This window comes from Microbacterium allomyrinae, assembly GCF_020682705.1.
Taxonomy (GTDB): Bacteria; Actinomycetota; Actinomycetes; order Actinomycetales; family Microbacteriaceae; genus Microbacterium; species Microbacterium allomyrinae.
On the sequence record NZ_JAGTTN010000001.1, the window covers coordinates 95,055 to 114,570 of the forward strand.

Annotated in this window: 20 protein-coding genes; 11 read left to right on the forward strand and 9 right to left on the reverse strand. The window is 69.4% G+C overall.

Translation table 11 applies throughout. The features are described from left to right. Positions 1 to 101 precede the first annotated feature (101 nt). Positions 102 to 758: a DUF6264 family protein gene (locus KEC57_RS00520; protein ID WP_229382573.1), complete on the reverse strand. Its 657-nt coding sequence runs from the start codon at positions 756 to 758 to the stop codon at positions 102 to 104. After that, positions 755 to 1,795, reverse strand: a complete 1,041-nt coding sequence (locus KEC57_RS00525) for a 4-hydroxy-3-methylbut-2-enyl diphosphate reductase (protein ID WP_229383645.1) — start codon at positions 1,793 to 1,795, stop codon at positions 755 to 757. The genes KEC57_RS00520 and KEC57_RS00525 overlap by 4 nt, the downstream gene beginning before the upstream one ends. A 152-nt stretch (positions 1,796 to 1,947) precedes the next feature. Here KEC57_RS00525 and xseA point away from each other — a divergent pair, with 152 nt between their 5' ends. The 7 genes from xseA to KEC57_RS00560 are packed head-to-tail and all read left to right on the forward strand — an operon-like array spanning position 1,948 to position 8,555. Next, positions 1,948 to 3,339: an exodeoxyribonuclease VII large subunit gene (xseA, locus tag KEC57_RS00530; protein WP_229382574.1), complete on the forward strand. Its 1,392-nt coding sequence runs from the start codon at positions 1,948 to 1,950 to the stop codon at positions 3,337 to 3,339. 9 nt (positions 3,340 to 3,348) lie between these two features. Further along, entirely contained in the window at positions 3,349 to 3,603 is a 255-nt protein-coding gene (locus KEC57_RS00535) for an exodeoxyribonuclease VII small subunit (protein WP_229382575.1), read from the forward strand. Further along, positions 3,603 to 4,253: a DUF4245 family protein gene (locus KEC57_RS00540; protein ID WP_229382576.1), complete on the forward strand. Its 651-nt coding sequence runs from the start codon at positions 3,603 to 3,605 to the stop codon at positions 4,251 to 4,253. Before KEC57_RS00535 ends, KEC57_RS00540 begins: the two co-directional genes overlap by 1 nt. 50 nt (positions 4,254 to 4,303) lie before the next feature. After that, a complete protein-coding gene (locus tag KEC57_RS00545) occupies positions 4,304 to 4,915 on the forward strand; it encodes a carbonic anhydrase (RefSeq protein ID WP_229383646.1) in 612 nt (203 codons plus the stop codon). Between the two features lie 34 nt (positions 4,916 to 4,949). Then, on the forward strand, positions 4,950 to 6,344 hold the full coding sequence (locus KEC57_RS00550) for a class II fumarate hydratase (protein ID WP_229382577.1): 1,395 nt from the start codon (positions 4,950 to 4,952) through the stop codon (positions 6,342 to 6,344). A 46-nt stretch (positions 6,345 to 6,390) separates the two neighbouring features. Beyond that, complete coding sequence (locus tag KEC57_RS00555; protein ID WP_229382578.1) at positions 6,391 to 7,902, forward strand: sensor histidine kinase; 1,512 nt, start codon at positions 6,391 to 6,393, stop codon at positions 7,900 to 7,902. Further along, positions 7,899 to 8,555, forward strand: a complete 657-nt coding sequence (locus KEC57_RS00560; protein WP_229382579.1) for a response regulator transcription factor — start codon at positions 7,899 to 7,901, stop codon at positions 8,553 to 8,555. Before KEC57_RS00555 ends, KEC57_RS00560 begins: the two co-directional genes overlap by 4 nt. A gap of 134 nt (positions 8,556 to 8,689) precedes the next feature. On the opposite strand, the gene KEC57_RS00565 is transcribed toward KEC57_RS00560, so the two are convergent. The 4 genes from KEC57_RS00565 to KEC57_RS00585 form a co-directional block, all read right to left on the reverse strand. Beyond that, a complete protein-coding gene (locus tag KEC57_RS00565; RefSeq protein WP_229382580.1) occupies positions 8,690 to 9,424 on the reverse strand; it encodes a hypothetical protein in 735 nt (244 codons plus the stop codon). 170 nt (positions 9,425 to 9,594) lie between these two features. Continuing rightward, positions 9,595 to 10,950 (reverse strand): RNA 5'-3' helicase PhoH2, encoded by a 1,356-nt coding sequence (gene phoH2, locus KEC57_RS00570; RefSeq protein ID WP_229382581.1) that lies wholly within the window; start codon positions 10,948 to 10,950, stop codon positions 9,595 to 9,597. Positions 10,951 to 11,155: 205 nt separating this feature from the next. Next, positions 11,156 to 12,277, reverse strand: coding sequence for an aminotransferase class V-fold PLP-dependent enzyme (locus KEC57_RS00575; RefSeq protein ID WP_229382582.1), 1,122 nt, complete (start codon positions 12,275 to 12,277; stop codon positions 11,156 to 11,158). A 180-nt stretch (positions 12,278 to 12,457) separates the two neighbouring features. Then, positions 12,458 to 13,243, reverse strand: coding sequence for an isoprenyl transferase (locus KEC57_RS00585; protein WP_229382583.1), 786 nt, complete (start codon positions 13,241 to 13,243; stop codon positions 12,458 to 12,460). A 112-nt stretch (positions 13,244 to 13,355) separates the two neighbouring features. On the opposite strand from KEC57_RS00585, the gene trhA reads away from it, so the two are divergent. Then, positions 13,356 to 14,099 (forward strand): PAQR family membrane homeostasis protein TrhA, encoded by a 744-nt coding sequence (gene trhA, locus KEC57_RS00590; protein WP_229382584.1) that lies wholly within the window; start codon positions 13,356 to 13,358, stop codon positions 14,097 to 14,099. A gap of 40 nt (positions 14,100 to 14,139) precedes the next feature. Here the strand turns inward: trhA and KEC57_RS00595 are convergent, their stop codons facing one another. Beyond that, positions 14,140 to 14,457: a hypothetical protein gene (locus KEC57_RS00595; protein WP_229382585.1), complete on the reverse strand. Its 318-nt coding sequence runs from the start codon at positions 14,455 to 14,457 to the stop codon at positions 14,140 to 14,142. A 103-nt stretch (positions 14,458 to 14,560) separates the two neighbouring features. Between KEC57_RS00595 and KEC57_RS00600 the strand changes: the two genes are divergently transcribed. Together KEC57_RS00600 and greA are read left to right on the forward strand one after the other, a co-directional pair. After that, on the forward strand, positions 14,561 to 14,968 hold the full coding sequence (locus KEC57_RS00600; protein ID WP_229382586.1) for a DUF4307 domain-containing protein: 408 nt from the start codon (positions 14,561 to 14,563) through the stop codon (positions 14,966 to 14,968). A 183-nt stretch (positions 14,969 to 15,151) separates the two neighbouring features. Continuing rightward, positions 15,152 to 15,643 carry a transcription elongation factor GreA gene (greA, locus tag KEC57_RS00605; protein WP_229382587.1) on the forward strand — a complete coding sequence of 164 codons (492 nt, stop codon included), beginning with the start codon at positions 15,152 to 15,154 and terminating at the stop codon, positions 15,641 to 15,643. A gap of 53 nt (positions 15,644 to 15,696) precedes the next feature. Here greA and ilvA read toward each other — a convergent pair whose 3' ends face one another. Then, on the reverse strand, positions 15,697 to 16,917 hold the full coding sequence (gene ilvA, locus KEC57_RS00610) for a threonine ammonia-lyase (RefSeq protein WP_229383647.1): 1,221 nt from the start codon (positions 16,915 to 16,917) through the stop codon (positions 15,697 to 15,699). 26 nt (positions 16,918 to 16,943) lie between these two features. After that, entirely contained in the window at positions 16,944 to 18,134 is a 1,191-nt protein-coding gene (locus KEC57_RS00615; RefSeq protein WP_229382588.1) for an AI-2E family transporter, read from the reverse strand. A gap of 98 nt (positions 18,135 to 18,232) precedes the next feature. On the opposite strand from KEC57_RS00615, the gene KEC57_RS00620 reads away from it, so the two are divergent. Continuing rightward, entirely contained in the window at positions 18,233 to 19,510 is a 1,278-nt protein-coding gene (locus KEC57_RS00620) for a winged helix-turn-helix domain-containing protein (RefSeq protein WP_229382589.1), read from the forward strand. Positions 19,511 to 19,516: the final 6 nt, after the last annotated feature.

Consider the following 19,516-nt stretch of genomic DNA (forward strand, 5'->3'; position numbering starts at 1 on the left):
CGAGGTCGCCGGGCTTCGCTTCCTCGCCTGATCGCGGAGGAAGAGGGGCTCGCTCGGTGTTCAGCAGGTGGCGCTCGGCGACTCCGAACGGTGCATGCGGGTCAGGGCAGGGTGCCGACGAGCGCTTCCCACGCGGCAGGGTCGTTCATGAGGGGCACGACCATGAGAGTTCCTGCCACGAGCGTGAACACGATGCCACCCACGAGCGGGATCCACCAGGAAAGGCGCCCGCGCCGGACGCTCCACCAGGAGAACGCCGCGGTCACGAGCCATCCGATCGCGAGCACCAGCGCCGCAGCGATGCCCCAGGGACGTCCGGCGGCGGGATCGGCGAGTTCGACGTCGACGCCGAGCAGCGCGAACATCGTGTCGGCATAGAGCGAGTAGTCCAGGAACGTCGGAAACGACGAGACGACGTTGACGAGTCCGTAGGCGAGGAGGGCGAACGTCACGATGCGGTCGACCATGCGCGGGCGAGGAGGGGCGGCGGCCGTGACCGATGTCTCGCGCGCAGGGTGCGAGGGTGCGGCATGCGCGAGGTGCGCATTCGCCTCGCCGAAGGCCGGAGCGGCGACCGGCTGCTCGGTCGCGGACGCGCCGGTGTCGAGTGCGCGAGTCACGTCGGGCTGGCGGATGCGCGCGCGCTGCTCTTCGGGGGTGGCGTACTCGCCGTACTGGGGCCGGCTCGGCCGGGCGGCATCGTCTGCGCGAGCAGCCTCGGCGTCAGTGCTCTCGGCGCGCGTGGTGTCGTCGCTCATGCCCGGCTCCGTCCGCCGAGGGCGCGCTCGTCCCGCATGCCCGCGGCATCCGTGCGCAGTTCCTTGGGCAGCGAGAACTGCAGATCCTCCTCGGCGGTGCGCACCTCTTCGACATCGAGGAATCCGGCGGCGGCGAGATCTCCCAGCACCTGCTGCACGAGCACGTCGGGCACCGAGGCGCCGCTGGTGACGCCGACGGTCTCGACCCCGTCGAGCCAGGCCTGCTCGACCTCGTCGGCATAGTCGACGCGATACGCGGCCTTCGCTCCGTACTCCAGCGCGACTTCGACCAGGCGCACGCTGTTCGAGGAGTTCGCCGAGCCGACGACGATCACCAGATCGGCATCCTTCGCGACCTTCTTGATCGCGACCTGACGGTTCTGGGTGGCGTAGCAGATGTCATCCGACGGCGGATCCTGCAGCTCGGGGAAGCGCAGGCGCAGCCGCCGCACGGTCTCCATCGTCTCGTCGACCGAGAGCGTCGTCTGCGACAGCCACACCACCTTCGAGGGGTCGCGCACCTCGATACGGTCGGCTTCGTCGGGAGAGTTCACGATCGTCACGTGGTCGGGCGCCTCGCCGGCCGTGCCCTCGACCTCTTCGTGCCCCTCGTGGCCGATGAGCAGGATCTCGAAGTCGTCGCGGGCGAAGCGCACCGCCTCGCGGTGCACCTTCGTGACCAGCGGGCACGTCGCATCGATGGCGAGCAGGCCCCGGTCGGATGCCGCGTTCACGACAGCGGGCGAAACCCCGTGCGCACTGAAGACGACGTGGGCGCCTTCGGGCACCTCGTCGACCTCTTCGACGAAGATCGCACCCTTCGCCTCGAGCTCGGTGACCACATGGATGTTGTGCACGATCTGCTTGCGCACGTAGACCGGGGCACCGAATCGCTCGAGCGCCTTCTCTACGGCGATGACGGCCCGATCGACTCCCGCGCAGTACCCGCGAGGGGACGCCAGAAGCACCTTCTTATGTCCTCGACCCGGGATATCCTGGAGCGGTTCGCGCCGCCGCGGGACTCGCGGAACGGGCATGCTCACAGGGCCCTTGCCCACGGTGCTGGTGCTCACTCCTCGATTCTACGGTCGGCCCCCTGGACATCGGCCCGGCGCGGGTACGACACAGGCCCGGGAGCAAGCCCGCACATGGCGGCGCAGCGCGCCGACGCCCGGTACGAGAGGACCGCATGACGACCTTCCAGCCGGCTGCCATCCCCGGTGAGGCGCCGCCTCCCGATTCGGTGCGGCCGCGCGATTCGACCTCGCAGGCTCCGACCTCGGTCGCCCGGCTCAACGACACGATCCGCGGATTCGTGGGCACGTGGGGCTCGGTGTGGGTCGAAGGCGAGGTCACGGGCTGGAATCTTCGCGGCGGCAACGTGTTCGGCCGGCTGAAGGACCTGGGCACCGACGCGACCGTCTCGTTCCGCATCTGGTCGTCGACCCGTGAGCGCCTGCCCGACGATCTCAGAGTCGGCGACCACGTCATCGCGTGTGTCAAAGCCGACTATTTCGTCAAGACGGGCGACTTCAGCTTCGGCGTGTCGGCCATGCGCCATGTCGGCCTCGGCGATCAGCTCGAGCGCCTGGAGCGCCTGCGCTCTCAGCTGCGCGGCGAGGGCCTGTTCGATCCGAGTCGCAAGCGCCCGCTTCCGTTCCTGCCTCAGGTCATCGGGCTCATCACCGGCGAGAAGTCGGATGCCGAGAAGGACGTGCACCGCAATGCCGAGCTGCGCTGGCCCCAAGTGCGGTTCCGCACGAAGTACGCCGCCGTCCAGGGCGACCGCTGCGTGCCCGAGACGATCGCGGCGCTCAAGGCCCTCGACGCCGACCCCGACGTCGACGTGATCGTGATCGCCCGCGGCGGCGGAGACCCGCAGACCCTGCTCGGATTCAGCGACGAGCGGCTGCTGCGTGCGGTGGCGGCGGCATCCACTCCCGTCGTGAGCGCCATCGGTCACGAGAACGACCGCCCCCTTCTCGACGACGTCGCAGATCTGCGTGCATCGACACCCACAGATGCCGCCAAGCGGGTCGTTCCGGATGTCGCGGAGCAGCGTGCGATCGTCGCACAGCTGCGGTCCCGCTCGACCTCGCGCCTGACGCAGCGGCTCAGCCATGACATCGCACAGCTCGAGCAGCTGCGCTCGCGGCCCGTGCTGCGTACGCCCGAATCCCTGCTGACGACACGCGCGCACGAGGTCGAACTGCTCGCCGCGCGGGGGCGCGATCGCGTCGAGCGCGCGCTGGCGACGCACACGCGCCGCTCGGCGGAGCTTCGCGCGACGCTTCGCGCGCTCTCACCCGCCTCGACCCTGGCGCGCGGCTATGCGATCGCACACCTCGCAGACGGCGTGATCGTGCGCGACGCGGCTCAGGCTCCCGCCGCAACGTCCGTCGTCGTCACGGTGGCGCGCGGATCGTTCGCGGCCCGGTCGGAGGGCGAGGTGCCGGAGACTCTCGAGCCCACGCAGCGTCCGGTCGAGTCCGAGGACGGCTTCGCACCGACCCCGGCGGAGCGCGACACCGACTCTGCACCGAATCGGACGGCGCGCGGGGCGGCGCCGACGGCGAACTAGAATCGAGTCATGACCGAGTCGAGCGGCGCCGTGACCGACGTGGCGTCATTGTCGTTCGAGCAGGCACGCGACGAGCTCGTGCGCGTCGTCGCCGAGCTCGAGCAGGGAGCGCCGACCCTCGAGCACTCTCTCGCCCTGTGGGAGCGCGGCGAAGCCCTCGCGGCACGCTGCGAGGACTGGCTGCTCGGCGCGAAGCGCCGCCTCGAAGCCGCCCGCGCCTCGACCGAACGTGGTGGCGACAACCGAAGCGGCGAAGGGGCATGATGGCGCAGAATCCGCGCATCGTGGCCGAACTCGGCCGCCCCGAGACACCGGACGAGACCGCCGCCCGCAAGGCGGAGTCCTCGCGCATCTATCGCTCGAGTCAGAACACGCGAAACCTCGTCGCAGCGCTGCTGGCGACCCTCGCCGTCGTCGTCGTGATCATCTTCGCGGTCCCGCGCGGCACCCCGCCCGAGCGGGAGCCGATCGACGTCGCCGCGGTCGCTGCGGGCATCGCCGGCGCGGAGGGTCGCACCGTGATCGCGCCCGAGATGCCGGAGAAGGACTGGCTCGTCAATCGGGCCGGCATCGAGGGCGACGGATCCGTTCGGGCATGGACGATCGTCTATGCGGCCGCGGATGAGGACGAGCGCAGCTTCCTGCGCGTGGCGCAAGGATTCGACGCCGATCCGGCGTGGGCCGCGCGCATGCTGTCGGGCGCCTCCGCCGAAGACACCGTGACCGTGGACGGCATCGTGTGGGACCGCTACGAGCTGGACGCGTCGCGCACCGCCAACATCACCGCCGCGCTCGTGACCACTGCGGGGCCCGACACGATCCTGATCTACGGCGCCGCCGATATCCCGACGCTGACGGAGACCGCATCGACGGTCACCGATCAGGTCATCGCGCTGCGGGAGGAATCCGAGTGACCGACGAGCCGACCACCACCGAACCGAGTCCCGGAAAGGTGTGGGAAGAGATGCGGCGGGGAAACGCGCGCTTCGTCGCGGGCGAGCCCGGCCACCCCCGTCAGGACGTCGATCGACGCCACGAGCTCGCGGCAGGACAGCGCCCTCGCGCCGCCCTGTTCGGCTGCTCCGACTCGCGCCTGGCGGCCGAGATCATCTTCGACAAGGGCCTCGGCGACCTCTTCGTCGTGCGAAACGCCGGTCAGGTCATCTCGGACTCCGTCGTGGGCAGTCTCGAGTACGCCGTCGCCGTGCTGGGCGTCCCGCTGATCGTCGTACTCGGCCATGACGAGTGCGGGGCCGTGCGCGCCGCGATCGACAGCACCAGTCCCGACGCCCCGCCCCTGCCGCCGCACATCTGGCGACTGATCTCCCCGATCGTCCCCGCCGTGCGTCGCGTGCAGCGCGCGGGTACCGCCGACGGCATCCCGCCGGCCGCCGTCGACGCCGAAGAGGTGGGCCGTGAGCACCTGCGAGACACCGTGGGCGAACTGCTGCACGCCTCCGAGCTCATCAGCGAGGCCGTGGCCGCGGGCCGCCTCGCGATCGTAGGTGCCAACTACCGACTTGCCGAAGGCACCGCTGTCCCCGACGTCGTCGTCGGGATCGCGGGCCACGACTGATCCGACCCCGTACAGAAGACGAAGGAACAAAGACGTGACCGACATCGAGTACCGCATCGAGCACGACACCATGGGCGAGGTGCGTGTCCCGAAGGATGCCCTCTACGCCGCGCAGACGCAGCGCGCGGTGGAGAACTTCCCCATCTCGGGCGACCCGCTCGAGCCCGCGCAGATCGTCGCGCTGGCTCGGATCAAGAGGGCCGCCGCGCTCGCCAACAAAGAGCTCGGCACCCTCGACGGGGCCATCGCAGATGCCATCGCCGGAGCCGCCGACCGCATCATCGCCGGCGAGTTCTCCGACCAGTTCCCGATCGACGTCTACCAGACCGGCAGCGGCACGTCCTCGAACATGAACATGAACGAGGTGCTGGCCACGCTCGCGACGCAGTCGCTGGGCGCGACCGTGCACCCCAACGATCACGTCAACGCCTCGCAGTCCTCGAACGACGTCTTCCCGACCTCGGTCCACATCGCTGTCACACAGGAACTCATCGACGACCTCATCCCCGCGCTGGACCACCTCGCCGTCGCCCTCGAGGCCAAGGCCGAGGAGTGGAAGAGCGTCGTGAAGTCCGGTCGTACGCACCTGATGGACGCCACGCCCGTGACCCTCGGCCAGGAGTTCGGCGGCTATGCCCGCCAGATGCGCCTCGGCATCGAGCGCGTTCAGGCGGTACTCCCCCGCGTCGCCGAAGTGCCGCTCGGCGGCACCGCCGTCGGCACCGGCATCAACACCCCGCCCGGGTTCCCGCAGCGTGTCATCGAGTTGATCGTCAGTGACACCGAGCTGCCGATCACCGAAGCGAAGGACCACTTCGAAGCGCAGGCGAACCGCGACGGCCTGGTCGAGGCGTCCGGGGCCCTGCGCACCATCGCCGTGTCGCTCACGAAGATCAACAACGACCTGCGGTGGATGGGCTCCGGTCCCAACACCGGGCTCGGCGAGATCCACATCCCCGACCTGCAGCCGGGTTCGTCGATCATGCCCGGCAAGGTCAACCCGGTCGTGCCCGAGGCGACGCTCATGGTGTGCGCCCGGGTGATCGGCAATGACGCCACCGTCGCCTGGGCCGGGGCGTCGGGATCGTTCGAGCTGAACGTCGCGATCCCGGTCATGGGCACCGCGGTGCTCGAGTCGATCAGCCTGCTCGCGAACGCCTCGCGCCTGCTCGCCGACAAGACCATCGACGGTCTCGAGGCCGATGTCGAGCGCGCCGCCGCCTACGCGGGCATGTCGCCATCGATCGTGACCCCGCTGAACAAGCTCATCGGCTACGAGGCAGCCGCGAAGATCGCCAAGCACTCGGTGGCCAAGGGGATCACCGTGCGCGAGGCCGTCATCGACCTCGGCTTCGTCGAGCGCGGTGAAGTCACCCTCGCACAACTGGACGAGAAGCTCGACCTGCTGTCGATGACCCACCCGGGCTGATCCGGCGTCGGTGCCGAAAGAAGCACGTCAGGCGGATAATCAAGGGGTGGCCCGCACACCCCGCCCCATTCCCGCGCGCGTCAGGATCCTCGCGGCGATCCTGGCCGTCGCGTGCGTGGGCCTGGCTATCGTGGGCAGCGTCACCTTCCTCGTTCAGCGCGAGCGCGTCCTGGCCGAGGTCGATGCCCGTCTGACCGCGCAGATCGAGCGCCTCGAGACGGTCGCGGGAACCACGGGCGACCCCGTCACGACAGATGACGGCGCCGAGACCGCGAGCGAGAATGTGGAGCTGACCGACTACAGCTCGGTCGACACGTATCTGTATGCGGCCGTCGCCCGGCTCGTGCCCGCGCGCAACGAGGCATCCGTCGCGATCATCGACGGAACGCCGCGCTACAAGCCGGCGACGCTGTCGGGGTTCGACATCTCGGATGACACCACCCTCATCGAACGCGTCGTCGAGGAGACGTCGGACGGGCTGACGAAGACCGGGACGGCGGTGACGGAGCAGGGCTCCCTCCGCTACATCGCGATCCCCGTCGTGATGCCCGACGATCCGCAGCAGGGGCTCTACGTGCGCGCGATCGACCTCGGCGCCGAGCTCGAATCGGTCACCGTCGCGATGACGACGTACGTCCTGGCCGCGCTCGCCGTGCTCGGCGCGATCGGTGTGGTGGGCTGGTTCGTCACCGGGCGGCTGCTGTCCCCCATCCGTCACCTGCGCGAGACGGCGGATGCCATCTCTTTCACCGACCTCTCGCGACGCCTGTCGCCGCAGGGGAACGACGACATCTCCGACCTCTCGCGCACCGTGAACTCGATGCTCGACCGGATCGAGGACTCGGTCGATGTGCAGCGCCAGCTGCTCGACGACGTGCGCCACGAGCTCAAGACCCCGATCACCATCGTGCGCGGACACCTCGAACTCATGGACCCGCGCGACGCGGCCGACGTCGCGTCGGCGCGCGACATCGGGATCGCCGAACTCGATCGCCTCGCGCGTCTCGTCGAGGACATCGACCAGCTCGCCACCGCCGAGGGAGACGCTTACGCGATGACCGACGTCGACCTGGATGCGCTGACATCCCGGGTCGGTGAACTCGTCGCCGTCATCCCCGACCACTCCTGGAGCGTCGAGGCACGAGCCGAAGGCACGACGACCGGCGATCAGGATCGCCTTCTGCAGGCCTGGCTGCAGCTCGCGGACAACGCGGCGAAGTACACGCCGGCCGGCTCGTCCATCGAGATCGGGAGTTCGAGCGACCGTGAAGGCACACGCCTGTGGGTGCGCGACCACGGGCCCGGCATCCCGCCCGCGGCGCGCGACCGGATCTTCCGGCGCTTCGACCGTGCCCACGTCAAACGCGCGGTGGGCGGATCGGGCCTGGGCCTTGCGATCGTCGATGCGATCACGAAGGTGCACGGCGGCCGCTGCGTCGTGACCGACACTCCGGGCGGCGGAGCGACCTTCACCATCCACCTGCCACCGACCGAGGACCAGCTGCCGCAGCCGGTCCGCGCCGGCGACGTCGTCCTGCAGCGAGAGGCATCAGTATGACCAGGATCCTCATCGTGGAGGACGAACCGCGCATCGCCTCGTTCGTGAGCCGGGGGCTCGAAGCGGCGGGATACGAAACCCTGGTCTTCGACGACGGTCCCGAAGCGCTGGCGGCCGTGCTCCGCGGCGACGGCGACCTCGTCCTGCTGGATGTCGGGCTCCCCACGATGGACGGGTTCGAAGTGCTCCGCGAGCTGCGCGCGCGCGGATCGAGCATCCCGGTGATCATGCTCACCGCGCGTTCGAGCACCCGCGACACCGTCGAAGGACTCGACGCGGGCGCCAACGACTACGTGCCCAAGCCCTTCGTCTTCGAGGAGCTGCTGGCGCGGGTGCGCTCGCGGCTGCGCGAGACCGTTCCGCAGACGGGCGTGTCGGTCTCGCACGGTGAGGTCCTGCTCGACATCCTCGCTCGCCGTGCTACCGTCGCCGGTCGCGAGGTCGATCTGTCGGCCCGCGAATTCGCTCTCGCCGAGCAGTTCCTGCGCAACCCCGGCCGCGTGCTCAGCCGTGAGATGCTGCTCAGCCGTGTGTGGGGCCTGGATTTCGACCCCGGATCGAACGTCGTCGACGTCTACGTCCGCTACCTTCGCGGCAAGCTCGGCCCCGACCACATCGTGACCGTCCGCGGGGCCGGCTACCGCTGGGAGTGAGAGAGCAAGTCGGGCTCGCGCGTCGGCCAACCGATCACGACGGCCGATCGGCTTCCTTCGCCGGTGCGAAGAAGCCCCCGGTGCTGGGGGACACCGGGGGCTGGGAAAGGTCGGACTTGGGGAAATCCGACCGATTATCGATCGCGACTGTCTGGGGAGTCGCGCGATCGATCCTTTTTCGCACCGGTGCCGGACGTGTTCGTCGACTTCTCGGCGTGCGAACCCGCTTGCGCGGGACGTGATGAGCCCGCGGGCGCGGGACGTGAGCGGGAGGTGTCGACGGGAGCCTGCGACGACGCGGGACTGTGCTGCGCGAGCGACCGATCGGCATCCGCCGTGGCCTTGTCGGCTTCGGCATTCGACTTCTCGAGAGCCTCGCGCCCGGAATCGTCGGATGCCCGATCGGCGTCGCGCAGTCGCGAGATCCATGAGTGGATGCGTTCGCTCGACCAGCCGCGCGCAGTCGCCCACTCGTGCACGCGGTCCCACGCGCCTGACGAGACGGCTGCGTCGATCGCCTCTTCGGCGCCGGAGGGCACGACGGGTGCGGCGGGAGCCACAGACGCAGCCGGTGCGGCCGGCCGCGGCGCTGCCGAGTGCTGCTCGACGACGACGGGTGCCGGCGCCTCGACGACCTCGGCTGCGTCGATCAGCGCAGATGCCGCGATCTCGGGAGCTGCCGCGGCGACGGGGGCCTTCGTAGGTGAGGGGGCCGCGGGAACGAGCACACGCCCGGAGGCGAAGGTCGTGCCCGGCGAATCCGCGAGGGCGACCGCGTTCGTGAGGGCGACGACGCAGATGACAGCGACGCTCGCGGCGACCGTGGAGAGTCCACCGATCACCAGCCCCGCGCGTCCGTCCACGACCATTCGTCCCTCCGTCCGGGCGCCGAATGGCGCCCTCATCAATGGTGACAGACGACGACGGCCCGGAGCTTTGCCTGCGATGAGACTCTTCTCATGCTCAAAGGCTGCATTCAGGGTCCGCCGAAGACGCACGAAGGGGCCGGGATGCCGCATCCCGGCCCCTTCGTGACAGCTCAGGCGAGCTCGCTCGCCTCCAGCAATTCGGTGACGAGAGCGGCGATCGCTGACCGCTCGGAGCGCATCAGGGTGACGTGGCCGAACAATCCGTGACCCTTGAGCGTCTCGATCACCGACGCAACGCCGTCGTGGCGGCCGACCCGCAGGTTGTCGCGCTGCCCGACGTCATGCGTCAGCACCACCCGCGAGTTCTGCCCGATGCGACTCAGCACCGTGAGCAGCACATTCCGCTCGAGCGACTGCGCCTCGTCGACGATCACGAACGCGTCGTGCAGCGAGCGTCCGCGGATGTGGGTCAACGGCAGGACCTCGAGCAGGCCGCGTTCGACGACCTCATCGAGGACGTTGCCCGACACGACCGACCCGAGGGTGTCGAAGACCGCCTGTCCCCACGGGTTCATCTTCTCCTGCGCGTCGCCGGGGAGGTAGCCGAGTTCCTGGCCTCCGACCGCGAAGAGCGGACGGAAGACGATGATCTTCCGCTGCTGCTGGCGCTCCAGCACCGCTTCGAGCGCGGCGCACAGGGCGAGAGCCGACTTCCCGGTTCCGGCACGGCCGCCGAGTGACACGATTCCGACCTCGGGGTCCAGAAGCAGGTCGATCGCGATGCGCTGCTCGGCCGAACGCCCGTGCAGGCCGAAGACGTCGCGGTCGCCGCGGACGAGACGGTACTCGCCGTCGCCGACCACGCGGCCGAGGGCGGAGCCCCGCTCGGAGTGGATGATCAGCCCGGTGTTGACCGGCAGCCCGCGCACGTCGTCGCTGGAGGCGACCTCGCTCTCATACAAGTCGCTGATGTCGTCGCCCGAGACATCGAGGTCGGCGATGCCGGTCCAGCCGGAATCCACCGCCTGCTCGGCGAGGTATTCCTCAGCGGAGACACCCAGCGATGCCGCTTTCACGCGCATCGGGAGGTCTTTCGACACGACGGTGACTTCCTGTCCCTCCTGGGAGAGGTGCATCGCGATGGCGAGGATGCGGCTGTCGTTGTCGCCGAGTCGCATGCCCGAGGGCAGAACGCCGGCGTCGGTGTTGTTGAGCTCGACGCGCAGGGTTCCCCCCGTTCCCACCGGAACCGGGAAGTCGAGGCGGCCGTGCTCGACGCGCAGCTCGTCCAGGTGTCGCAGCGCCTGCCGGGCGAAGTACCCGATCTCGGGGTCGTGGCGCTTGCCCTCGAGCTCGGTGATCACCACGACCGGGATCACGACGTTGTGCTCGGCGAATCGGAAGAACGCCCGCGGATCGCTCAGCAGCACTGACGTGTCGAGCACGTAGGTGCGGAGATCCTGATCGGTCGCGTCGACCTGCTCGACGACCTGACTGTGCTGCTCGTGTGGTGCTCGTGTGGTCACAACCCACTCCCGCCCCGGGTGAAGAACCCGGCAGTCACGAGTCGACCAGGGGTCACGAGTCGCGATCCGTCAGGCCGACTCGAACGGGTGCCTTACCCGTTGAGATGAAGGTACGACTCTGCTGTGTCGCAGGGTGACGTCGACACGCGGAACAGTGTTACGTGTTGGTGAATTCCGGATGCCGCAGCCTCGGCATCCGTGCACGTCACCAGACGCGAGTGGACGAGAATGCCGCCAGCGCGTCGCCGAACAGCCGCAGAGTGTCGGCTCCGGTACCCATGTGGGGAGCGACGCGGATGCGGCCCGAGCGCACCGTGACGGTGAGTCCGTGGTTGGAGAGCGACGCCGCGAGCGGTGCCGCGTCCTGCGGTGCCGGCGCGAGGGTCACGATGCCCGCCCGTCGCTCCGGCTCACGCGGCGTGAGCACCGGCACCTCGTAGCGATCGGCGAAGAAGATGACGTCGCCGGTGCGAGCGGCCAGTTCGCTCTCGATCGTCGCGACGCCGGCGGCGACGACCTCGCGCAGTGCGGTCGCGAGACGTGCGGCAGCCAGCGTGTCGGGACCGGCAACCGTGAACGCCTGGGCGGACGGAGCGGGGGCGGGAACGTCGTCGACGGGCAGATCGCCCTCCACGCCCCGGAATCCCGAGAGCACGGGGGCGATCCGCTCCAGTGCGCGGTCTCCGAACCATGCGAACCCGGTGCCGCGGCCGGCGCGAAGCCATTTATACCCGTGCGCGCAGACCACGTCGGCCGCGGCGTAGTCGGCGTCGATCATGCCGAAGGCCTGCGTCGCGTCGACGATCAGCAGGCGGTCGCCGATCACCTCGCGCAACGCCGTCAGGTCGGTGCGGTACCCCGTTCGGAAGTCGACGAGGCTGACGACGAGGGCCCGGGTGTCGTCGGAGATCTCGTCGCGCACGAGATCGGGCGTGATGTGGCCGTCGACGGGCTCCAGCCACTGGAGCTGGATCGATCCGAGAGCGTCCGACGCGCGCGTGGCCGCCACCGTGAGGCTCGGGAACTCGCCGCGACCGAGCATCAGGCCGCCGGCCAGACCGTAGATCGCGTGCATGAGCCCGTACGTGGTCGAGGGCTGCAGGACCACCTGCGCGGCATCCACCCGCATGAGCTGGGCGACGAGCTCGCGCGCTTCTCGTACATGGTCGGCGACGAGGTCGATGCTCGATCGGCGGCCGGTCCCGAGAAGCTCGGTATCGGCCTGAGCCTCAGCGCGCACGGCGGGAGAGAGCGGGCCGAACGCAGCCCAGTCGAGATACCCCGGCTCCCCATCGAACGACGCCAGATACGAATCCAGATCCGTCACCCCGTCATTCTGACAGAGAGGGCCCTGCGTCGCAGACCTCGTCCGTGCGCCCCTCAGCTGCCGTAACGGCGATCCCGCGACCCGAAGTCGCGGATCGCACGGAGGAAATCCACCTCACGCAGATCCGGGCCGAGCGCCTCGACGAAGGAGAACTCCCAGCGAGCACGAGGCGTGCGCCCCTCAGCTGCCGTAACGGCGATCCCGCGACCCGAAGTCGCGGATCGCACGGAGGAAATCCACCTCACGCAGATCCGGGCCGAGCGCCTCGACGAAATAGAACTCCGAGTGCGCGCTCTGCCACAGCAGGAAGTCACTCAGGCGCTGCTCACCAGAGGTGCGGATGACGAGGTCGGGATCGGGCTGACCGCCGGTGTAGAGGTGCTCGCCGATCTGCTCGGGGGTGAGACTTGCGGCGAGCTCTTCGAGCGACCCGCCCTCTCTGTCGTGCTGCGCGATGATGCTTCGCACGGCGTCGACGATCTCGCCGCGCCCGCCGTAGCCGACGGCGAGGTTGACATGCAGTCCCGGATGCTCCTTCGTGCGCTGCTCGACGTCGGTCAGCACACGCGCGAGGTCGGCGGGCAGAGCGTCGGCGCGCCCGACGTGCTTGACCTTCCAGTCGCGCTCGTGGGAGAGCTCATCAGCGAGTTCGGCGATGATCTCGATCAGATCGGCCAGCTCCCGCGAGTCGCGCTTTCGAAGATTGTCGTTGGACAGCAGGTACAGAGACACCACGCGGATGCCGACGTCGTCGCACCAGCGCAGGAACTCGCGCATCTTCGCGGCGCCGGCGCGATGCCCGTGCGCAGCCGAGTCGAATCCGAGCTGCTTCGCCCATCGCCGGTTGCCGTCGATCATCATCGCGACATGTCTCGGCACCGCGGCGGAGTCGAGTCGGCGGCGGAGTCGGTTTATGTAGAGGCGGTAGAGCGGTCCCCTACCCTCGTTCGACGAAGCGCGCGCCACATGCCTACGCTACCGCGCCCGCGACCCCACTCCCTAGCCGAGGGACCCGTGCCGTCATCCGTGGAACCGCCATGTTCCATCGGGGGAATGCGCGGAGCCCTACTCTGGGAGCATGAGCCGGCGCACACGACTTTCCAAGGCCCCCGAGGTCCCCGTGCTGCCCCTGATGGACGCGGCCGACGTCGACGCCGCCACTCCCGAGATCAAACCCTCCTGGCGCGGGTGGATCCACGCCGGGACGTTTCCCGTCGCGATCGCAGCCGGCATCGTGCTCATCGTGCTGGCTCAGGGCGCGCCCGCGAAGTGGGCGTGCGCGGTGTTCATGACCAGCTCGCTCCTGCTGTTCGGCAACTCCGCGCTGTACCACCGCTTCAACTGGAAGCCGAGGACGAAGTCGATCCTCAAGCGGATCGATCACGCGAACATCCTGCTTCTCATCGCCGGAACCTACACTCCGCTCGCGACGCTCGCACTCCCGCCGGAGCAGGGCGTGCTTCTGCTCGTACTGGTGTGGTCCGGCGCGCTGCTCGGCATCCTGTTCCGGGTCTTCTGGATCAACGCTCCGCGCTGGCTGTATGTCGCGCTCTACCTGGCGCTCGGCTGGGCGGCGGTCATGTACCTCGGCGACCTCTTCCGCGCCAATGCCGCGATGATGGTGCTGGTGATCGTGGGCGGGCTGCTCTACACCGGCGGCGCCATCGTCTACGCGATCAAGAAGCCCAATCCGTGGCCCGGCCACTTCGGGTTCCACGAGATCTTCCATGTGTGCACGGTGCTGGCCTTCCTCTGCCACTGGACAGCGTGCCTGCTCATCGCCCTGAACCCGCTGTCGCCGTCGCTCGGCCTCCCCGGCTGACCCGACTCGCCGGCCTCCGACGGCGAATGCGCGTACGGATTCAGCCCTTCGCCGGGGTGTCGTCCTCGTCGGTGACGTCCGCGGCGGGGTCGATGTTCTCGTCGTCGGTCTCTGTCGCCGCCGCGGCACGCGCGGCCTGCTCCTCGGCTTCGAGCTCGTCGTCGATGTCGGCCCGAACACGCCCGCGACGGATGCGGCGCATCATGTCCCAGATCAGGAGGATCACCGCGATCGCGATGAGGGCGATCACGATGAAGCCCACCGGACCCGGTGTCACCAGGTCGGGATCGACCTGCAGCGTCGGAGTCGGAGTCGGAGTCGCCGCGGCGCTGACCAGTGCGGCGAACACTTCGTGCATGGGAATCCTCGTTCTGCCCGCGGGAGGGGCGGTCCGGGTGTCGTCGGCGCCGCGCGGAAGCGCATAGCCTGGAGGTCCAGCCTAATCTTCCGACGGATGCGCCATGACGACACAGGACATGCTCGATGAGCGCTACGGTCGTCGCCGCACGCCCGCCCGGCGCTGGGCGATGGGCTCGGGCATCGCCGTCGCCGCGCTCGCGGTCGGCGCGTTCGGCTGGTTCACGATCCAGGGGGCAATGGACGACGTCGACGCCGACACGACCGCGTTCGAAGTCGTCGACGAGCACTCCGTGATGATCGGATTCCAGGTCACCGCCCCCCCGGGCCGCGCCGTCGCATGCGCCATCGAGGCGCAGGACGAGGAGCACGGCGTCGTGGGCTGGCGGGTCGTCGAGTACGAGGCATCCGATCTGCACGCACGGGCTTTCCGCGAAGCGATCCCCACGACGGCGCTCGCCACGACGGGTTTCGTGAACTCCTGCTGGGTCGTGTCTTCCCCGACGCTGTGACATCTCCCGTCCGGCGTGCGCGATCGGCCCGGTGAGGGCACGACCAGGTGGTCATAGACCACCAGCGACTTTGTCTCACGCCGCCCTGTGACGTAGTCTGGCCGCACTGCAGTCGACACGCCCTGGCCGGGAGCCGGGGCGTTTGACTTATCCACCGTCTCCCGCAGAACGAAGGAGTCAGCCGTGACCACCGACGCCCCCGCGACCTTCCTCACCCAGGACGCGTACGACCGCCTCGTCGCCGAACTCGAGCACCTCTCGACCACCGGCCGTGAAGAGATCGCAAAGCGCATCGAGTCCGCACGCGAAGAGGGCGACCTCAAGGAGAACGGCGGCTACCACGCCGCCAAGGACGAGCAGGGCAAGCAGGAGGCGCGGATCCGCACGCTCCAGCACCTCCTCAAGACCGCGACCGTGAGCGAAGCGCCCGAGAGCAACGGCGTCGTCGAGTCCGGCACCGTCGTCACCGCCATCGTCGCGGGCGGCGAAGAGGTCTTCCTCCTCGGCAACCGCGAGATCGCCGTCGGCTCCGAACTCGACGTCTACAGCGAGGCCTCACCGCTGGGCGTGGCGATCCTCGGTCGCAAAGAGGGCGAGAAGACCTCTTACATCGCTCCGAACGGTCGCGAGATCGCCGTCGAGATCGTGAAGGTCGATACCTACAACGGCCAGTGAGCGGGGCGGCCTGCGCCGGCCCCCGCTCGCGGTGATGCCGAGAGGAAGACTGCTCAGTCCGCGACGACGCTCGGGCCGTAGCCTGCCTGCTCGAGCACTGAGATGACGTGTGCACGGTGCTCTTCGCCGCGTGTCTCGACGCTGAGCTGAAGGATCACCTCGCTGATCTGCAGGCCTTGTCCGTGCCGGGTGTGCAGCACTTCGATGACGTTCGCGCCCGCGAGCGCGAGCAGCTCCGACACGCGGGCGAGCTGGCCGGGGCGATCGGGCAGGGGGATCCGCAGCGACATGTAGCGACCGGATGCCGCGAGCCCGTGAGCCACGACGCGCTGCAGCAGCAGCGGGTCGATGTTGCCGCCCGAGAGCACGGTGACCGTGGGACCGGTCGCGACGATCTTGCCGGCGAGGATCGCGGCGACGCCCACGGCACCTGCCGGCTCCACCACCTGCTTGGCGCGTTCGAGAAGCACCAGCAGCGCACGTGCGATGTCGTCTTCGCTCACGGTCACGACCTCGTCCACGAGATCGCGGATGATCTCGAAGGGAAGGTCACCGGGCCGCGACACCGCGATGCCGTCGGCGATCGTCGGCTTCGGCGTGATGTCGAGAGGATGCCCCGCCACCAGCGACGGCGGGTACGCCGCGGAATTCTCGGCCTGTACGCCGATCACCCGGATGGTGCGACCTTCGACAGCGGCCCGTGCCTTGATGGCGGCGGCGACACCGGCGACCAATCCGCCGCCGCCGATGCCGAGGACGACCGTGTCGAGGTCCGGCAGGTCGTCGAGGAGCTCCAGGCCGAGCGTGCCCTGACCGGCTATCACGTCCGGGTGGTCGAACGGGTGGATGAAGACGGCCCCCGTGCGCTCGGCGAACTCCGCGGCCAGTCGCAGCGGGGTCTCGACGGTCGCGCCTTCGAGCACGACGTCCGCCCCGTATCCGCGCGTCGCGAGGAGCTTGGGAACCGGCACGCCCAAGGGCATGAAGATCGTCGCCGGGATGCCGAGGGCCTTGGCAGCCCGGGCGACGCCCTGTGCGTGATTGCCCGCCGACGCGGCGACCACTCCGCGCGCACGCTCCTCGGCCGTGAGCCGCGAGAGCCGGTACGTCGCGCCGCGGATCTTGAAGGATCCGGTGCGCTGAAGGTTTTCGAGTTTGAGGTGCACGGGCACGCCCATGATGTCGGACAGATGCTGCGACTCGTCGAGGGGCGTGTGCGCGATCACTCCCTCGAGGACGGCGGCGGCATCCTCGAAGTCGGCGAGCGTGGGCATGGCGGCGCTGTGCGGCGTGGTCGTGGTCACTTGGGGCTTCTCCTCGTCCGGGGGACGGTGTTCCATATGAGATCTCCGGTCGGTCTCGCGCCGGTCTCCCACGCGCGTTCGCCGAGATAGACGGCGACCACGTTGACGAAGGCGGCGAGCGGCACCGCGAACAGGGCGCCGGGGATACCGGCGATCATGGCACCGCCCGCCACGACGAGGACGACGGCCAGCGGGTGGACCTTGACGGCGGACCCCATGAGCAGCGGCTGCAGCACGTGGCCCTCGAGCTGCTGGACTCCGAGAACCACGACGAGCATCCACAGCGCGATCCACGGGCCGTTGTAGACCAGCGCCAGGAACACGGCGACGGCCCCCGTCACGACGGCACCGACGATCGGCACGAACGCACCGAGGAAGACGAGGACCGCAACCGGGATCGCCAAGGGAACGCCGAGCAGAAAGGCGCCGAGACCGATGCCGACGGCGTCGATCGTGGCCACGAGCAGCTGCGTTCGCGCGTAGTTCACGACGGTCACCCAGCCCGCGCGCCCCGCACCGTCGGCGGCCGGGCGCGCCTTCTTCGGGAACAGCCGCAGCGTCCACCGCCAGATGCCCGCGCCGTCCGCGAGAAGGCAGAGAAGGATGAAGAGCGACAGCACCGCGCCGGTTGCGACGTGGCCGAGCGTCGTGCCGATCGCGAGCGCTCCCGACCACAGCAGGCCCGCCTGCTCCTGCAGGAAGCCCCAGCCCTGGGTGAGGAGGCCGTCGATCTGCTGCTCGCTGAGATGCAGCGGCCCCTCGATCAGATACTGCCGGAAGCGGTCGACGGCCTCGACCGTGCTCGCCTGGACCGAGGACCACTGCCGCGTGATCTGCCAGACGGCGAGCCAGAGCAGCCCTGTGACGATCGCGAGCGTGCCGACCACCGAGATCACGATCGCGAGCCAGCGGGGCACACGGCGACGGAGCATCCACGCGAACGCGGGCCAGAGCAGGGCCGTGATGAGGATCGCGATGAGCAGGGGGATGACCAGCAGCTTCAGCTGGATCACGAGCCAGACCGCCACGCCGACGGCTGCCGCCACGACCAGGAGTCGCCACGAGTACGCAGTCGCGACGCGGAGCCCGGGCGGGATCGAGCCCGAGAGGTCCGTGGAGACGATCCGGCTGCGATCGCGGATGGCGTCGAACAGCGAACCGCGAGGCTTTTCGTCGGAGCCGCTCATCCCGCCAGTCTAGGTGCGTCGCATGCCGCGGCGGCCATGTACCAGCGGCATCCCGGGACCGCCGTGCGATGTCCGCACCGCTGGCTAGGCTGGCGCGCGTGAAGTCGTCACTGAGTTCCGCCGAGGCGCGGCGCGTCGCTCTGACCGCTCAGGGTTTCGCGCGACCGCGCCCCGAAACGGCCGGCACGCGCCAGCTCAATGCCGCTCTGGGGCGCATGTCCACGCTGCAGATCGACTCGGTCAACGTGTTCGCGCGGTCGCACTACATGCCGTTGTTCTCGCGCGTCGGCTCGTACGACACCGCGGCGCTCGATCGTCTGCTCTTCGCGCGCCGTGCCCCGTACGTCGAGTACTGGGCCCACGTCGCCGCATTCATCCCCGCAGCGGACTGGGGGCTGTTCGGCTTCCGGATGGACGACATGCGCGCCAAGTACGGCTCGAAGCCCGGCGGCTGGTTCGACACGCACCGAGACATCGTCGACTGGGTGCGCGCAGAACTGCGCGATCGAGGACCACTGCGCCCCGCGCAGATCGAGCACGACGCGAAGAAGGTCGACCGCGGTCCCTGGTGGGATTGGGACGTCGTCAAGCACGCTCTGGAGTATCTGTGGCTGTTCGGCGAGGTCGCGATCGCCGGGCGCCGCGGGTTCGAGCGCCGATACGCCCTCGCCGAACAGGTGATCCCGGCCGCGGCGCTGGACGAGGAGATCTCGCGTCCCGACGCGATCCGCGAGCTGGTGCGCCGCGCGGCGCGTGCCTACGGAGTCTCGACCGCGGCAGATCTCGCCGACTACTGGCGCCTCGCCGACCGCGCAGCGGTGATGGCGGCAGTCGCCGATCTGACCGACGCGGGAGAACTGCACCCCGTCACCGTCGAGGGCTGGACGAACGCGGGCAAGCCGACCAAGGCGTGGCTGCACCGTGACGCCGCGCTCCCCCGGCGTGTCGAGACCGCCGCCCTTCTCACGCCGTTCGATCCCGTGGTGTGGTTCCGCGACCGGGCCGAGCGCCTGTTCGACTTCGAATACCGCATCGAGATCTACACGCCCTCCGCGAAGCGCCGCTTCGGGTACTACTCCCTGCCGGTGCTGATCGGCGACGACCTCGTCGGGCGCGTCGATCTCAAAGCCGACCGGGCCGCGTCGACACTGCTCGTGCAGTCCGCATGGTGGGAGCACGCAAGACCCGCGGATGCCGCGCCCCGGCTCGCCGAGCAGCTCCGGCTCGCGGCGGCCTGGCAGGGCCTCGAGCCCATATCGATCTCCGGCTGGGGCGATGCGGTCCGCGACCTCGCCGACGTCATGCCCGAGGCGCGGCGGCACGAGGCCGGACCGCCTGAGCCGATCGCGCTCGCCGCCGATGAGCTCGCGAGCTAGCGTAGA

What these genes read in the sequence shown, in the direction of transcription:
- KEC57_RS00600 (WP_229382586.1), top strand. Translation starts at nt 14,561, where the DNA reads ATGACGACACAGGACATGCTCGATGAGCGCTACGGTCGTCGCCGCACG.
- KEC57_RS00520 (WP_229382573.1), bottom strand. Translation starts at nt 758, where the DNA reads ATGAGCGACGACACCACGCGCGCCGAGAGCACTGACGCCGAGGCTGCT.
- KEC57_RS00545 (WP_229383646.1), top strand. Translation starts at nt 4,304, where the DNA reads ATGCGGCGGGGAAACGCGCGCTTCGTCGCGGGCGAGCCCGGCCACCCC.
- KEC57_RS00565 (WP_229382580.1), bottom strand. Translation starts at nt 9,424, where the DNA reads ATGGTCGTGGACGGACGCGCGGGGCTGGTGATCGGTGGACTCTCCACG.
- KEC57_RS00525 (WP_229383645.1), bottom strand. Translation starts at nt 1,795, where the DNA reads ATGCCCGTTCCGCGAGTCCCGCGGCGGCGCGAACCGCTCCAGGATATC.
- ilvA (WP_229383647.1), bottom strand. Translation starts at nt 16,917, where the DNA reads ATGCCCACGCTCGCCGACTTCGAGGATGCCGCCGCCGTCCTCGAGGGA.
- KEC57_RS00535 (WP_229382575.1), top strand. Translation starts at nt 3,349, where the DNA reads ATGACCGAGTCGAGCGGCGCCGTGACCGACGTGGCGTCATTGTCGTTC.
- KEC57_RS00560 (WP_229382579.1), top strand. Translation starts at nt 7,899, where the DNA reads ATGACCAGGATCCTCATCGTGGAGGACGAACCGCGCATCGCCTCGTTC.
- xseA (WP_229382574.1), top strand. Translation starts at nt 1,948, where the DNA reads ATGACGACCTTCCAGCCGGCTGCCATCCCCGGTGAGGCGCCGCCTCCC.
- KEC57_RS00595 (WP_229382585.1), bottom strand. Translation starts at nt 14,457, where the DNA reads ATGCACGAAGTGTTCGCCGCACTGGTCAGCGCCGCGGCGACTCCGACT.
- KEC57_RS00540 (WP_229382576.1), top strand. Translation starts at nt 3,603, where the DNA reads ATGGCGCAGAATCCGCGCATCGTGGCCGAACTCGGCCGCCCCGAGACA.
- KEC57_RS00615 (WP_229382588.1), bottom strand. Translation starts at nt 18,134, where the DNA reads ATGAGCGGCTCCGACGAAAAGCCTCGCGGTTCGCTGTTCGACGCCATC.
- trhA (WP_229382584.1), top strand. Translation starts at nt 13,356, where the DNA reads ATGAGCCGGCGCACACGACTTTCCAAGGCCCCCGAGGTCCCCGTGCTG.